This is a genomic window from Nonomuraea sp. NPDC048882 (assembly GCF_040649755.1).
GTDB classification, from domain to species: Bacteria; Actinomycetota; Actinomycetes; order Streptosporangiales; family Streptosporangiaceae; genus Nonomuraea; species Nonomuraea maheshkhaliensis.
On record NZ_JBEZGB010000002.1, the window covers coordinates 563,940 to 576,389 of the forward strand.

19 protein-coding genes are annotated in these 12,450 nt (G+C 62.6%); 15 read left to right on the forward strand and 4 right to left on the reverse strand.

What is annotated here, in order from left to right; genetic code table 11:
- Nucleotides 1–106: 106 nt before the first annotated feature.
- On the forward strand, nt 107–397 hold the full coding sequence (locus tag AB0C27_RS07895) for a hypothetical protein (protein WP_357839485.1): 291 nt from the start codon (nt 107–109) through the stop codon (nt 395–397).
- A gap of 695 nt (nt 398–1,092) precedes the next feature.
- On the opposite strand, the gene AB0C27_RS07900 is transcribed toward AB0C27_RS07895, so the two are convergent.
- Entirely contained in the window at nt 1,093–2,415 is a 1,323-nt protein-coding gene (locus AB0C27_RS07900; RefSeq protein WP_357839488.1) for a hypothetical protein, read from the reverse strand.
- A gap of 536 nt (nt 2,416–2,951) precedes the next feature.
- On the opposite strand from AB0C27_RS07900, the gene AB0C27_RS07905 reads away from it, so the two are divergent.
- Together AB0C27_RS07905 and AB0C27_RS07910 are read left to right on the forward strand one after the other, a co-directional pair.
- Complete coding sequence (locus AB0C27_RS07905) at nt 2,952–3,581, forward strand: hypothetical protein (protein ID WP_357839491.1); 630 nt, start codon at nt 2,952–2,954, stop codon at nt 3,579–3,581.
- Between the two features lie 2 nt (nt 3,582–3,583).
- Nucleotides 3,584–4,630, forward strand: a complete 1,047-nt coding sequence (locus AB0C27_RS07910; RefSeq protein WP_357839494.1) for an XRE family transcriptional regulator — start codon at nt 3,584–3,586, stop codon at nt 4,628–4,630.
- Nucleotides 4,631–5,530: 900 nt separating this feature from the next.
- Here the strand turns inward: AB0C27_RS07910 and AB0C27_RS07915 are convergent.
- Genes AB0C27_RS07915 through AB0C27_RS07925 form a run of 3 tightly spaced genes read right to left on the reverse strand, consistent with a single transcriptional unit; the run spans nt 5,531 to nt 7,242 of the window.
- Nucleotides 5,531–5,941, reverse strand: a complete 411-nt coding sequence (locus AB0C27_RS07915) for an NUDIX domain-containing protein (RefSeq protein WP_357840667.1) — start codon at nt 5,939–5,941, stop codon at nt 5,531–5,533.
- 25 nt (nt 5,942–5,966) lie between these two features.
- Nucleotides 5,967–6,683 carry a GntR family transcriptional regulator gene (locus AB0C27_RS07920; RefSeq protein ID WP_357839497.1) on the reverse strand — a complete coding sequence of 239 codons (717 nt, stop codon included), beginning with the start codon at nt 6,681–6,683 and terminating at the stop codon, nt 5,967–5,969.
- A gap of 16 nt (nt 6,684–6,699) precedes the next feature.
- Nucleotides 6,700–7,242, reverse strand: a complete 543-nt coding sequence (locus AB0C27_RS07925; RefSeq protein WP_357839500.1) for a UTRA domain-containing protein — start codon at nt 7,240–7,242, stop codon at nt 6,700–6,702.
- A gap of 197 nt (nt 7,243–7,439) precedes the next feature.
- On the opposite strand from AB0C27_RS07925, the gene AB0C27_RS07930 reads away from it, so the two are divergent.
- The 12 genes from AB0C27_RS07930 to AB0C27_RS07985 all read left to right on the forward strand — a co-directional run bounded on the left by AB0C27_RS07930 (nt 7,440) and on the right by AB0C27_RS07985 (nt 12,404).
- Nucleotides 7,440–7,769: a hypothetical protein gene (locus AB0C27_RS07930; protein WP_106252637.1), complete on the forward strand. Its 330-nt coding sequence runs from the start codon at nt 7,440–7,442 to the stop codon at nt 7,767–7,769.
- Nucleotides 7,770–7,862: 93 nt separating this feature from the next.
- Nucleotides 7,863–8,090, forward strand: a complete 228-nt coding sequence (locus AB0C27_RS07935) for a hypothetical protein (protein WP_357839504.1) — start codon at nt 7,863–7,865, stop codon at nt 8,088–8,090.
- 3 nt (nt 8,091–8,093) lie between these two features.
- On the forward strand, nt 8,094–8,246 hold the full coding sequence (locus AB0C27_RS07940; protein ID WP_357839506.1) for a hypothetical protein: 153 nt from the start codon (nt 8,094–8,096) through the stop codon (nt 8,244–8,246).
- A gap of 8 nt (nt 8,247–8,254) precedes the next feature.
- On the forward strand, nt 8,255–9,427 hold the full coding sequence (locus tag AB0C27_RS07945; RefSeq protein WP_357839509.1) for an FtsK/SpoIIIE domain-containing protein: 1,173 nt from the start codon (nt 8,255–8,257) through the stop codon (nt 9,425–9,427).
- 15 nt (nt 9,428–9,442) lie between these two features.
- Nucleotides 9,443–9,595: a hypothetical protein gene (locus tag AB0C27_RS07950; protein WP_357839512.1), complete on the forward strand. Its 153-nt coding sequence runs from the start codon at nt 9,443–9,445 to the stop codon at nt 9,593–9,595.
- Between the two features lie 103 nt (nt 9,596–9,698).
- Complete coding sequence (locus tag AB0C27_RS07955; RefSeq protein ID WP_357839515.1) at nt 9,699–10,433, forward strand: DUF2637 domain-containing protein; 735 nt, start codon at nt 9,699–9,701, stop codon at nt 10,431–10,433.
- 43 nt (nt 10,434–10,476) lie between these two features.
- Nucleotides 10,477–10,797, forward strand: a complete 321-nt coding sequence (locus AB0C27_RS07960; RefSeq protein ID WP_357839518.1) for a hypothetical protein — start codon at nt 10,477–10,479, stop codon at nt 10,795–10,797.
- Nucleotides 10,794–11,033 carry a hypothetical protein gene (locus AB0C27_RS07965; RefSeq protein ID WP_357839521.1) on the forward strand — a complete coding sequence of 80 codons (240 nt, stop codon included), beginning with the start codon at nt 10,794–10,796 and terminating at the stop codon, nt 11,031–11,033. The genes AB0C27_RS07960 and AB0C27_RS07965 overlap by 4 nt, the downstream gene beginning before the upstream one ends.
- Nucleotides 11,034–11,163: 130 nt before the next feature.
- Nucleotides 11,164–11,301 (forward strand): hypothetical protein, encoded by a 138-nt coding sequence (locus tag AB0C27_RS07970; RefSeq protein ID WP_346101268.1) that lies wholly within the window; start codon nt 11,164–11,166, stop codon nt 11,299–11,301.
- 168 nt (nt 11,302–11,469) lie between these two features.
- Nucleotides 11,470–11,616, forward strand: a complete 147-nt coding sequence (locus AB0C27_RS07975; RefSeq protein WP_357839525.1) for a hypothetical protein — start codon at nt 11,470–11,472, stop codon at nt 11,614–11,616.
- Between the two features lie 286 nt (nt 11,617–11,902).
- The gene (locus AB0C27_RS07980) at nt 11,903–12,130 is read left to right on the forward strand and encodes a hypothetical protein (protein WP_357839528.1); all 228 of its coding nucleotides are present in this window, start codon (nt 11,903–11,905) and stop codon (nt 12,128–12,130) included.
- Between the two features lie 115 nt (nt 12,131–12,245).
- Nucleotides 12,246–12,404 (forward strand): hypothetical protein, encoded by a 159-nt coding sequence (locus AB0C27_RS07985; RefSeq protein ID WP_357839531.1) that lies wholly within the window; start codon nt 12,246–12,248, stop codon nt 12,402–12,404.
- The last annotated feature ends 46 nt before the right edge of the window (nt 12,405–12,450 follow it).

Below are 12,450 nucleotides of genomic sequence, written 5' to 3' on the forward strand. Positions count from 1 at the left end.
GCAAGAGCCGTGCCGGCGCGCTGTGCTGGCTCGACGGGACGGGGGTCGAGCGTGTGCAGGTGACCTGCTTCGAGTGTTCCGGAGTCGGTAGAAAGCAGGCGACCTAGTGGAGATCATCACCGGCTGCATCAGTCCGCACGTCAACCAGGCTCAGGAGGGGCACATGAAACTGGTCTGGCACAAGCCGTCGAGGGCCGGCGACCATGCTCGGGTGGTGGCCTGGTCGTGCGATTGCCGTTCACCTGTGTACGAGCTGCGTCATCTGGGCGGCCAGTCCTACATCCGCAAGACCGAATACGGCGGTGACGGCGGCAAGACGATCTACGAGACGCATCGGTGGTCCTGCGACGAGGCCGCCGAGATCTGGGCCGCCGTGCTGGCAAGTCAGAAGGTGTAGGCGGCACTGAGACGGCGCGGCTCCCTTGCGTGCGGGGGCGGCGCCGTCGTGGATCCCGTGGATACACCCATAACCCGGGACCTACAAAAAGAATGGATCTTGCTTGTCGTAGCGTGACGCGCCGTCAGACTTGACTGAGACGCAGGCGTAGCCTGCGCCTGTCAAGAGAAGAAACGGCTGAGCGGAGCGAAGGCTTGCAGGGGTCGAGGCTGGGCTCGACTGGGAGCGACGGCTGAGCCCCCGTGCGCGAAGCGCTCCCATCGCGAAGACATTGCGGGCCGGAGGCGCGCCCCAGGCGAGACAGCCCGAGCGGAGCGAGGACCGATCGGGGTGGGGTCCCGGCAGGCAACCACGAAAACGGGCAACGGGTGGGTGGCCATGGACCACCTACCCGTTCGCCTTCGAAGTGCAGTGGAGCCTAGGAGATTCGAACTCCTGACTTCCTGCTTGCAAACGAAGTCGAAGCACGTCCAGCTTGGAGGACATCAGTAGCCGCGTCGGCATGACTTCCATGGGCGTCCATGCACGTGCGCGCTCATGATAGGTCGTTGTCACTCAGTTCGACACTCAGACGCAGGCGGGTCTGGCTGGTCGGCGAGGATGGTGCCCCTCACCATCAGTGTCTTCCCCGGCCCTGCCGCTCAGTTACCCCGTTGTGCTTCCCAGCCATACTCCGATGACAGCACATCGATAGATCAATCAGGGACTCTGAGAAAATCGACGGGAATTCTCGCCAACAAATACTCGATCGCCGTTGAGAAAGCTCCCTGTCCGAAGGCCTGGAGGCGCACCCAAGCCTCATCCGCGCCGACTTCATACTGCTCCCGCAATCGCACTTCAAGTAGATCACCATTGGCCTTGATCTTTGCCACTACCTCCTTAATTTCGCTTTCACGTCGCGCCTGGCGAAAACTCTGAACATAGTGCAGCACAAGCATGGAAAGGATCAATGGCCCCGATACCCCTTGGACAACTACGATCACAATAGCCATATCAGAAGCTGGCGCGAGCCCATCGATGCCGTTCACAAACAGTGCGCTAAGCGAATACCAAAAAACCCTAATAAAGGTGGGCTGCGAATCGAAAGAGAATGACTCGGGCGAAGCCTTGAGCAAAGCGTAATTCGCCAAGGCGAACGTCAAGGCGGTTTGAATAAATAGCCTAAAATAAGAAAGGGTGCCGAACAGGTGTATTAGCGCACTACGGCGATAGCACTCTAGCTGATACGCCCAGTAGTAGCTGAACTTGCAAACGAGTATCGCAGTCGACAGGCTCGCCTGAAACGTGGACAGTTGTGTATGGTTGAATCTTTCTACTTCAGCTTTCCTAAGCTCGGAATTAACTTCGGTCACCTGGGCAATAAAAGTAGAGCTTGCTGCACGATCGATCAACTTTTGCTGTAGCGACAGAAATCGAGATGGGGTCAACGAGCATTTGACGACTCTAACGCTAGTCCAAAGCAGCACAGCGACGAGCACTAGCACCGCAGGAACCAAGATATATGCCTTATCGGAAACAGCTACCAGCACTACTGAGATGGCAGTAGCAGTAAGTGCGACAAGGTTGAATTTGAAGTCCCTTATGAGAGTGGCAGCCATATTGATGACGCCAAGTGCGGCCACCCAGCTACGCGTTCGATAAACAAGGCGAGGAATCTTCCAAACCAATACCACTAGAGGGAAGAAAAGAATATAGGCCATACCTAGATAGTATCGTCTGAAGAAGATCACGACGAACGTGAAGGCCAGCAAGAATATGAAAACGCGATAGTTCAGTGCCTCCATCATGCCGGGGGCGATTCGGGCAAGGATATACTCATCTACATCAAAGACGAATAGCTTGCTCAACGCATAAACCCAAAGCAGGATAGCAATGAAATCCAGTATCCATATCGTACGCTTCAACTTTCGACGCTTACGCGCGGCATGACGACTTTTCCTTGATGACGACTGAGTCACGTTGGCGCGTTCCGCCAAAACAGTGAGATCGACTTTGTCCCATATGCTCGATGCTGCCACAAGGCCCTCCAGCCCTCATCCATGCGTCTACGACGATTTAGAGCTCTTGTTCACATACGGCTTGTGCAGTTAGGCAGAGTACCCGACGAGACCGACAGAACTGTTCCAGCAAGAGAGGCCTAAGCCGGGGATCCCTCTCTGACCGTGAATAGCCGAAATCGGACATAATGAACACATCCCATCATCCGCGGGTGATTGGGGGCATGTCTTTTGGGCACCGATCGCCACCAGCAGCTCTAGGCCGCGAGGTGGCGCGGGACGCCGGCCCTTGACGTGCCGTCTGTAGATTCGACGAATCATGTCACCCCGCGACGGATGACTCCTTGGGTGTGAGCTCGTGACGTGAGGGTCGTTGGCGGTCGTTGTGGTGGTCAGGCTCTCGGGGCCGATCGCGACGTGGTCGCTGGTGTTGGTGAGGTTGCTACACACCTTGCTGTGGCACGGGACGGCCGTCTTGATAGGAGGGAGTGGAAGCTTGGACACGCTGATACCTCATCGTGACCCGAGCCAAGATCGCTGATGGTATATTTTCCGGTATGAATTCGTACCCAGACCCGGACGAGGTCAAGGCTGACCTTGGCGACAAGGTCGTCGAGGCGTTCGCTCGGTCGGTAGCGCGTGCGGCGGATGACCTGGTGAAGTATCGCCAGGGCATGCCTTCCTTTGTGTCGCAGGCGAGCGAGCGGGGACTGGCGAACTGGATTCATGATCGACTCTGGTATCACCTGACCGTCTTGCTTGATGATGTTCCCGGCGTCCAGCTTGTAGACGAGGAGCCAACGCGAGAGATCTACGTCGGTATTCGCTACCGCCTTCGAGCGAAGCGGCATGGGGATGACGGCGACATCAGCACCTACCTCACCTCCGGGGCGAAGGACTTCCTGTTCCAACCTCCATCCCAGCCGACGCTGGCTGGGATGGAGGAGGTTCGACTCATAGTCGGCTACATCTGGGATAAGGAAAGCCGGGAGATGGGGCAAGCGGTCTTGTCTCTCCGAGACGGCCGCAACGACATCGTGTGGCTCATTGAGCTTCCCGACGCAGGAACCGGGTATGGCGGCGCTACGGTCACGCCCGTGCCAGCCGCTCCGGAACCGTCCGCTCCGATCATCGACGTTGGCCAGGAAGATGCGGCTCAAGAGACCAACGGAGAGGATAGCCCGTAATCATGGAAGACCTCGGCGAGGTGCTAATCACAGCTCGCCGGGCATGCGGATTGACGCAAGAAGAGCTTGCGACCGCAGCAGGAGTTACACAGGCGGCGCTGTCGAGATACGAAAACGATCTTCGACAGCCCGAGCCTGAGGTTCTTGCGCGGTTGGCTCGGGCCTTGGGCGTCACTGAGACGTTCCTGGCCCGGGCGGGACGTGTGCATGGTGGCATGGCGATTGATGCGCATATGCGCCGGCGTATGACTGCCAAGCCCACGGTCTGGCGGCAACTAGAGGCCAAGCTCAATATGTATCGCCTGCACGCCCGGATGATGTTTGAGGAGGTATCACTTCGTGCGGAGCAGCGTGTTCCGACTCTTGATCCAATAGAGCTGACTCCTGCTGACGCGGCACGTTTCGTGCGCATGCAATGGCGTATGCCATTGGGGCCAGTGCGGTCTTTGATTCGCTGGCTTGAGTCTGCGGGATGTCTGGTCATTGAGGAAGACTTCGGCACTACTCGGGTCGATGGCCTATCCCAATGGATCGATGATCACCCGATAATTCTGATCAATATGAGGGCTCCCATTGATCGTAAGCGCATGACGCTGGCGCACGAGCTGGGACACTTGTGCCTGCATTCAGTCGATGTCTCGGAACATGTTGAGGCAGAAGCGAACGAGTTCGCGGCTGAGTTTCTGATGCCAATCGAGGTTATTCGGCCACAACTTCGCAACCTGAAGATCGGGAGGTTGCATGATCTGAAGCGCGAGTGGGGCGTATCTATGCAGGCTCTCGTGGAGAGAGCACATGGCAGCGGATTGATGAGTGCTACCGAGCGTTCCAACATGTACAAGGCTTTCAGCGCCAGAGGATGGCGAACCACTGAACCGCTCAGTGGCGAGCTCGCTCCTGAGCATCCAACGCTGCCTGTCGACATCGGTAACGCTCTGTCGCGCAAAGGGTTGGCTGCGGGCGATATTGCCTATCTCGCAGGTTTCGCTACGCCGGAGCACAACGAACTCTTCCCCGCGGCTCAGCCTCGATTGAGACCAGTCGGGTAAGAGCGATTACCTCTGATCCACACGCGTATGTGCTGTGTGGTCATCTCCTCGTCGGGCAGGCGTAGCCATACCGGGCCGGACGTGCCAGGGCAAGCCGTCATTCGCGTGTACATGTGTCCCGGCGAGCTTCCTCGCGCGCTGGTTGTCCTGCCTGCACATGACGGCTTGCCCTGGTGCGGCTGGTCTGGTGTCCCTAGGGTGGCCGGCGAGGAGATGACCGCACAGGACCTCAACCATTCCCCATGGTCGGCGCGGCCTGGCTCATCTCCGAGGAGGGCCGGGGTTTGGGGCAGAGCCCCAAGGTCTTCATGCCTTTCCCTCTCCCAGCTCCCGATGTCCTCGTGTAGTTGGATGCCATTCGGCTCCTCCAGGCGGAGTTACAGGGCACTGAGGCTTGAGACCTGGCTAGCTCGTTCTGGTCCCGTCTATCACCTGATGGGGATGCGGAGTTCTGGGGGAAAGCGCAGCGCCTGGCGACTGTTGTGGGTCGTCTTCTGGAGGTGCCGGCTTGCCGGCATGCGCGCCGCCGCGGCGGGACCGGCCGAAGAGCCGCAGCCCGCCGCGAGCGGGCGCGCGAGGCCGCGGCGACGTTTCGTCAATTCGCCGCGGTGGTGCGCTGCCGGCGGGCGGACTGACAGAGACGAGTGCAGAGGCTGGCTGGCGCTTGCTTTGCTGGGACTCGCGTCGTTCTCGGCGATGGAGGGTCCGAAGGAGCTGCCGGTCCAAGCCCGTGCCCGTGACGGCGCCCCTTCACCGCTTCTTCCCGGAGACGTGTCCTATGTTTTCCTCGTCGGCCCTCAACTGCGCGACCAGTGCGTCACTTCTGCATGATCACGTGGTTCCCGCCGCTGCGCGGCGGGCTTGAAACCGCAGGGAAACTTGTAACAGCCTGACCAGAGGTCACATGAGGTTCAATCCGTCGTGGTGCCGGATCGCTGGGGTGCCTTTGTGGAGAGCGTCAAGGATGCGAACCGCGAACGCCTCGGTAACCATGTCGTGGATCTCAGGTTCGGACGCCCAGTGGAAAGCGGTGACCTCGTCGTTGATGATGAGCTGGCCGCCGGTGGCCTTGCAGCGGAACACGAGGGCCACGACGCCGCGGGTCATATTCTTGTAGACGCCAGTGAGGGCCAAGGGTTCTACGATCAGGCCGGTTTCTTCGAGGACCTCGCGACGAACACCGTCCGGGATGGTCTCTCCGATTTCGAGTACGCCACCTGGAGCTTGCCACTCGCCGTTGTCGGCCCTGCGAGTCAACAGGGCTCGGCCAGCGTCGTCGACAACGATGCCGGCGACACTCACCGAATGCATAGAACGGGTCATGCGCTTGCCTTCGTCAGGTGGTGCGCTGGTGGTACTGCAACGTGTAGAGATGTCCGCCCTTGACCAGCACTGAGACTTCAACAGGGCGCTGATTGTCGGCGTAGACCACTCTGAACTGCCTCATCACGGGTACTCCCTCTGGGAGTTCCAGCCCTTCAGCCTCTTCGACTGTTGGAGGGCGGCTCGACAGGAGATCCGTAAACTCACGCTGCGGGTAGCCGAGGTCGGCCAACGCCTGGGGCGCCCCTCCCTTGATCTTCTTAGAGCCTGCCAAGGGCGTGCCTCGTACGAGAGTCGATGGATAGTACGACCAGGAGAGCTCGACAGGGTCACCATCGTGGAGAAGCAGGCGATGACGCAGAACGGCCTTGTCACCATCACCGAGGCCAAGGGCTTCCGCCACGTCACGGGGCGGAACGACTTCGTCAACGCTGAGTAGCTCGTAGCTGTAGCCCCGCGGCGATGGTGCGAAGTAGGAAGAGACCTCGACAACGGCCAGCTGCTTGGCGCGGACGAAGACACCCTTGCCAGGACGGCCTTCCAGGAAGCCTTCGTCCTTCAGCAGTGAGAGCGCACGTTGAACTGTGGCGTTCGCGGTCGTGTACTGACTCACGAGCTGTTGAGTCGATGGGAGCTGCGCGCCAGGAGACAGTCGGCCGGCCATGATGTCTGCTCGAATGGCGGCGGCAATCTGCTGGTGCTTCGGACGGGTGTCCTGGTACTGGACCAAGGGAGAGCCTCTCTGCTCAGTGGGAGAGCTTGTAGCGAAGGTGGCGCCCGTAAGGGACCATGGTCATCACGCTGACTTCGACTGGCGTGTTGTCGCGAGATCGCGATAGCCGGAAGAGAACAAGCACCCACTCGTGCTCCTGGAGCCGGAGCAGCTTCCGCTCCTCATCGGTGGCCGGCCGAGTAGATACGTCCTCTTCGACGTGGACGAGTTGATGACCCAGCTCGGCGAGGAGCGTTGGTGCTCCTCCAGGGATCTTTCTCTTGTCAGCGAGGCGGGTTCCCTGAGCTATGGACACGGGATAGTACGAATCGGCCAGCTCGATGGGCTGCTCGTCAAGGAGCACGGTTCGACGTCTGACGATTACGGGTTCGTCCTCACGGATGCCGAGCGCTGCTCCCACGTTGGCCGGAGGGCGCAGCACTGTTACTTCACGGAGGACGTTGCTGCCAGTGTGGCCGTGTTCAGCGGCCTCCTCTGCCCAAGCGTCCGGCTGGTCCGCCCTTCGGGGTAGCACGTACGGCATTGAGACGCTGCTCCAGCTCTCTTGGTCGGCCACGACCCACCACTCCTCACCAGCTCATCCCGCAGGAACACCACCTAGCCACCTTACTGGCAAGGCGATAAGGATGGATTTGTCCCCTGCCCTCAAAGAAGTCTACCCAACGCCTTGCTGCCTTATCGAAAAGGCAGTATGGTTGCGATAGAACCTCGAAACCACGGCTTGCCGAGGACCAAGAGATCAGAGGAGAACACATGCGCAACATTCCGGTGGACATCGCGTCGATGTCGTTCACGGTCGCTGGCGAGGCTGAGCCGAAGATCGTGGATCGGGCGACCGGTGAGGTGAAGAAGGACGCGGAGGGGCGTGAGCTGTACACGCTGCCGCTGTTGCCCATGCCGAACGACGACCGGCGCAACCCGGTGATCACGGTGACCTTCCCGTCCGCGACCTTCCCGCAGATCGTGGTCGGCAGCAAGGTCAAGCCGGTGGGGCTGACCTGCTTCTACTGGCAGATGAACGGGCGTTCCGGGATGGGGTTTCGCTGCGAGGCGATTCGTCCGGCCGCGGAGAAGGCGGCCTGATCCAAGAGGTCCCGGAGCGGCCGTGTGCTTGGCGGCTTGGGCCGCTCCGGGGTCTCCGTCCACCCAGATAAGAGGAGAGGAGACCGGTCTAGTATGGCCGACTTCGCGGTCTGGCTGGGGCTGGCGTTGCTGGCTGCCAGCGTGGGCTTCTGGGCGTGGCGGCGGTGGGCGCCGACCTCGTTCTGGTACGTGATCGGGTTCCCGGCCAAGGCGCTGGCGGTATACGGGACGTGGCGGGCGGTGGCTTCGGGCTGCGGTCTGTCCAAGCGTCGGCGTCGCTGGCGGTGGACCTTCCCCGGCTTCCCCGGGTTGGGGGGCTGAGGTATGGAACTCGGGGAGTTTTGGAAGCGGTTCAACGAGGAACTGGCGGAGCTGACGCCGGAGCAGGCTGACTGTGCGCTGGCGTGGTTGGCCGACCGTGATAGCGGTGCGGTGCTGGACGCCATCGCCTATGCCAAGGGGAGGTACCCCGGGTGAGAGGCCTGATGATTGCCAAGCAGCGTCGTGGCCTGCGACGGGTGGAGGTCGAGCGGGCTCCGCGGCTGGGGCTGTTGCGGCCGACGTCCACGGGGTTCCGGGTGACGGTGCGACTGCACGATGGGCAGACTCCCGACGACTACGAGCGGGTGCTGGACAAGCTGGCGCACGCCTGGCGGGTGCACAATGTGCGCCTGGTCGGTTGGCGGCCGGGCAAGGTGACCTTGGCCGCCACGATGACCGATCCGCTGGAGACGGTAGCCGGCGGGCATTCGCTGGCCGATGGGCTGCTGCGAGTGCGGGTCGGCCGGTTGGACTCCGGTGAGTGGTTTGTGATCGATTTCCGGAAGGTGCCGCACTGGTTGAATGTGGGCGCTACTCAGTCCGGGAAGTCCAACCTGGCTAACGCCCTGATCGCGGGGCTGGCTCCGCAGCCGGTGGCGCTGGTCGGATTCGATCTGAAGGGCGGGGTCGAGTTCACCCCGTATCAGCGGCGGCTTTCGGCGCTGGCCACTGAGCGTGCCGAGTGTGCGCGGCTGCTGGCCGATTTGGTCGGGATCATCACGTCTCGCATGGCGTTGTGCCGCCAGCACCGGGTCAAGAACATCTGGCATCCGAGGTTGCCGGAGGAGGCACGGCCAACGCCCATCGTGGTGCTGGTCGATGAGGTGGCCGAGCTGTTCCTGATGGCCGATCCCAAGGCGGAGAAGGAAGAGGTCGCCGCGGTCGCTACCCGGCTGCTGCGCATCGCTCAGCTGGGCCGCGCGTTCGGGATCTACCTGGTGGTGTGCGGGCAGCGCGTGGGCTCGGATCTGGGGCCGGGGGTGACCGCGCTGCGTGCGCAGCTGACCGGCCGGATCTGCCACATGGTCAACGATGACGAGACGGCCAAGATGTGCCTGGGCGACATGGACTCGCGCGCGGTGGCGGCGGCTCGGCAGATCTCTGCGGACCGGCCGGGCACGGCGGTGGTGCTGGGGGCTGATAGCCGCTGGCATATGGAGCGCTCGGTGCACGTCACCGAGGAGGAAGCCGAAGCCGCGGCTGAGGAGCATGCGGAGTTGGCTCCATCGTGGGCGCTCCTGACTGGCGGACCGGCGATCGAGGTGGCCGACGCGACGGAGCTGGAGCGGGCGGTGGAGGAGTTCACCGAACCCGACCTTGAGGACATGCCCGTCTAGCCGGAAAGGAGGCCGGTGAAGTTGCAGCTCGATGACGTCGTGTGCGAGACCTGCGGCAGTAGCGACACCGAAGTGACCTGCGTCGGCCTCAGCCGGTTTGCCCGGGACGTCTTGCGGGTCGACTACTTCTGCCGGACGTGTGAGGACCGCTGGAACGTGTGGCTGTAGCCGCAACCTCGGCTGCAGAGCGGACCTTCTTCCCCGTGGCCTGACGTGAGCCGTGATCACGCCATGTCCCTACCTGATCCATGCCTGATTCGGGAGTACCAACGTGAAAGAGCGCGCGATGAACCGGCTCCGCTCGGTGGTGGTCGACTCGGCACCGGTGACGGTCCTGGCTGTGATCGCGGCTGTCGGATCGTTCGATCACATCTCCAGCCTGGCGCGTAAGTATGGCCAGCACGGCTGGCGGGCGTGGGCGGTGGCCGTCTGTATCGACCTGCTGTGCGTGATGGCTGCGCGGGAGATCCAGCGCGACAAGCGCACCGGCCGGCGCCGCCGCGGGCTGCTGTCGTGGCCTGCTCTGGTGCTGGCTGGCGGGATCGTGCTGACCTTGGCCGCGAACCTGGCCGAAGCTCCGAAAACCAGCTGGGGCTGGATCCTCGCGGCGACTCCGGCCGGAGCGTTCCTCATCGCCATGTCGATGTTGGAGCGCCGGGCGAGTCATCCCAAATCTGACGCGGTGGCGGTCCGCGCTCGCCCGGTTGTGTCCGCGTACGAGGAGGCTCCGGCAGAAGAGGAACCTGCGCAGCGGGAGCAGCTGACGGCTGCGCTGGAAAACGAGGCGCCTCCGCAGCTCGAACAGGGTCCGCCTTCGCTTGCTGCCCCAGATAAGGACGGGCCAGTGCCGGCGCCTGCGCTGGTGGGCTACGCGCGCCGCGTGGCCGCCGAGTATGAGGCAGCTCACGGCAGGCGGATTCCCGCTGAAGTGCTGCGCACCCGGATGAACGTCGCCCCGGAGTTGGCCGCCGCACTGGTGGACCGGCTGGGCGTGGACGGCGACTGAGGCATCAATTTCGACCGACATCGACAGATGAGGAGATTCCCTGATGATGACCACCGACTCGACCGTCCGTGCCGAGTTCATCGCCGGGCTGCGCGCGCTGGCGCGGTTTCTGGCTGACAACCCCAAGGTGCCCGTCCCGAGCTACGGCGAGACGGTCAGCGTGCATGCCAGCGGCACCGAGCAGGAGCAGCACGCGGCGGTGGATCGGGTGGCGGAGCTCATCGGCGCACCCACGAGTGGTGGCACGCACTACCAGACGGCACGGGACTTCGGGCCGATCGCCTACCGCGCGATCGCGATCAGCGAGCAAGCCATAAATGAGTACACCGCGGCCCTGAGTTACCAAGGGGCGGTGACGACGTGAGCGTTTACCTGCCTGAGCAGGGCCGGACGTTCAGGGGCACGGTTGCGCTGCTGGCCGTCGGTGGCGTGGCGCTCGTTGCGCTGGGTTTGTCCGGCGGTTTCGGCGAGAGTGACCCGGCTGCACCAGCCCCCACCATCTCGGCCACGACCCCCACCAGTAGCAGCACGCCGCCGCCGATCACATGCGAGGCAGACCAGTGCTGGTGGACCGACCTCGGCAAGCCCGAACGAAGGTGACGCGCTGATGGACCAACTCAGCGCACATCCCCTACCGCTGTGACCGACCGCCCAGGGTGCTCGCCCGGTGTCTCCCCTTTCATCGGGCGGGTGCCCGGGGCGACTGGCCCCAGACGAAGGGATGACTGCCATGTCGAAGGTCACGATCCACACCAAGAACGGCGAACAGATCGAGGTCAACGCCGCTCCTCACGAGGAGGCGTTCTACGACGACCTCCCGTTCACCAGCGAGAACGTGATGATCACGGAGATTCGGCCGAAGCGGTAACCGCGGCTCTGAGCCACAAAGGAGGAACCCATGGCTCTTTGGGCCTTCCAGTGCTGCACCTGCAACGGCACCGGCATCGACGGCGAGAACCAGACCTGCCGCGACTGCACCGGCACCGGGATCGACAACCACGTCGACGACTGAAACGGCAGAAGGGAGGAGACGGCCATGAACTTCGACCAGCGCGTCAGACAGCTCCGTGAGCAGAACGGTTACAGCCTCACCCAGGCTCGCCGGCAAGCGTTCGCCGAAGCGCAGGCCGATCTGAAGGCCCGCGAGGAAGACATGTTCGACGCGATCGACCAGGGCGGTTAGCGATCCCTGGAGCCGAACGTGAGCACCGATCAGCTTCAACGAAGGCAGACGACGAAGATTCCTCCAGGGCCGCTCATCCGGCAAAGATTCCCGGCCCTGGAGGCTCCACAAGGGAGAACTCCACGATGGCAGCAAAGACGCAGATCTTCCACCCTGGCAAGCCGGGTATCTGGCCCGGCGGTGAACCCCAGGCCATACGCGATGCCTACGACGAGCTACTCGCTCAGCAAGAGGCGGAGCGTACCGAGCGTGAGCAGGCTCGGGGGGCGCAGCGATGAGAGATCGGATGAGCGCTGCGCAGTTGGCCGAGCTGAGGGCCAGGACGCAGAACGCCAATGAGCTGAACGAGCTGGCCCGTGCCGCCAACGGTCACGGCGTGACCGCCGCTGAGCGGCGTAAGGCTGAGGCCGAACTGCAGGCCGCGGTCGGTACGAAGGAGGCCAAGCGGCTGCGTGAGAACGCCCTGCGACAGGCCGGCGCTCGCGGCAAGGGCCTGGGGCGCTGGTTCGGGTGAGCAGAAAACTCCCGCCGCCGCGGCCGCTGCTCCGGTGCTCGATCTGCCACGGCTACCTGTACGTCCGGACCCAAACCTGCCCCAAATGCGATCGCTAGAAGGGAGGGCCACCACCATGTCGACACCGACCGGCGTCAACGACCACCGGGTGACTTGCCCTGGCTGCCGCTATGAAACCCGGCTCGCGCGCTTCCAAGCGCTGCTGGTAGGCGAACACGGGCTTCAGGTCGGCTGCCCGAACTGCCGCTACTCGTTCTGGGTCACCTTCCACTGATCGCGACGGCTGAGATCAATCGCTCCACTCCGAAGGGAGGGACTGA

What these genes read in the sequence shown, in the direction of transcription:
- AB0C27_RS07935 (WP_357839504.1), top strand. Translation starts at nt 7,863, where the DNA reads ATGGCCGACTTCGCGGTCTGGCTGGGGCTGGCGTTGCTGGCTGCCAGC.
- AB0C27_RS07910 (WP_357839494.1), top strand. Translation starts at nt 3,584, where the DNA reads ATGGAAGACCTCGGCGAGGTGCTAATCACAGCTCGCCGGGCATGCGGA.
- AB0C27_RS07980 (WP_357839528.1), top strand. Translation starts at nt 11,903, where the DNA reads ATGAGCGCTGCGCAGTTGGCCGAGCTGAGGGCCAGGACGCAGAACGCC.
- AB0C27_RS07975 (WP_357839525.1), top strand. Translation starts at nt 11,470, where the DNA reads ATGAACTTCGACCAGCGCGTCAGACAGCTCCGTGAGCAGAACGGTTAC.
- AB0C27_RS07915 (WP_357840667.1), bottom strand. Translation starts at nt 5,941, where the DNA reads ATGCATTCGGTGAGTGTCGCCGGCATCGTTGTCGACGACGCTGGCCGA.
- AB0C27_RS07940 (WP_357839506.1), top strand. Translation starts at nt 8,094, where the DNA reads ATGGAACTCGGGGAGTTTTGGAAGCGGTTCAACGAGGAACTGGCGGAG.
- AB0C27_RS07930 (WP_106252637.1), top strand. Translation starts at nt 7,440, where the DNA reads ATGCGCAACATTCCGGTGGACATCGCGTCGATGTCGTTCACGGTCGCT.
- AB0C27_RS07985 (WP_357839531.1), top strand. Translation starts at nt 12,246, where the DNA reads ATGTCGACACCGACCGGCGTCAACGACCACCGGGTGACTTGCCCTGGC.
- AB0C27_RS07960 (WP_357839518.1), top strand. Translation starts at nt 10,477, where the DNA reads ATGATGACCACCGACTCGACCGTCCGTGCCGAGTTCATCGCCGGGCTG.
- AB0C27_RS07945 (WP_357839509.1), top strand. Translation starts at nt 8,255, where the DNA reads ATGATTGCCAAGCAGCGTCGTGGCCTGCGACGGGTGGAGGTCGAGCGG.
- AB0C27_RS07970 (WP_346101268.1), top strand. Translation starts at nt 11,164, where the DNA reads ATGTCGAAGGTCACGATCCACACCAAGAACGGCGAACAGATCGAGGTC.
- AB0C27_RS07905 (WP_357839491.1), top strand. Translation starts at nt 2,952, where the DNA reads ATGAATTCGTACCCAGACCCGGACGAGGTCAAGGCTGACCTTGGCGAC.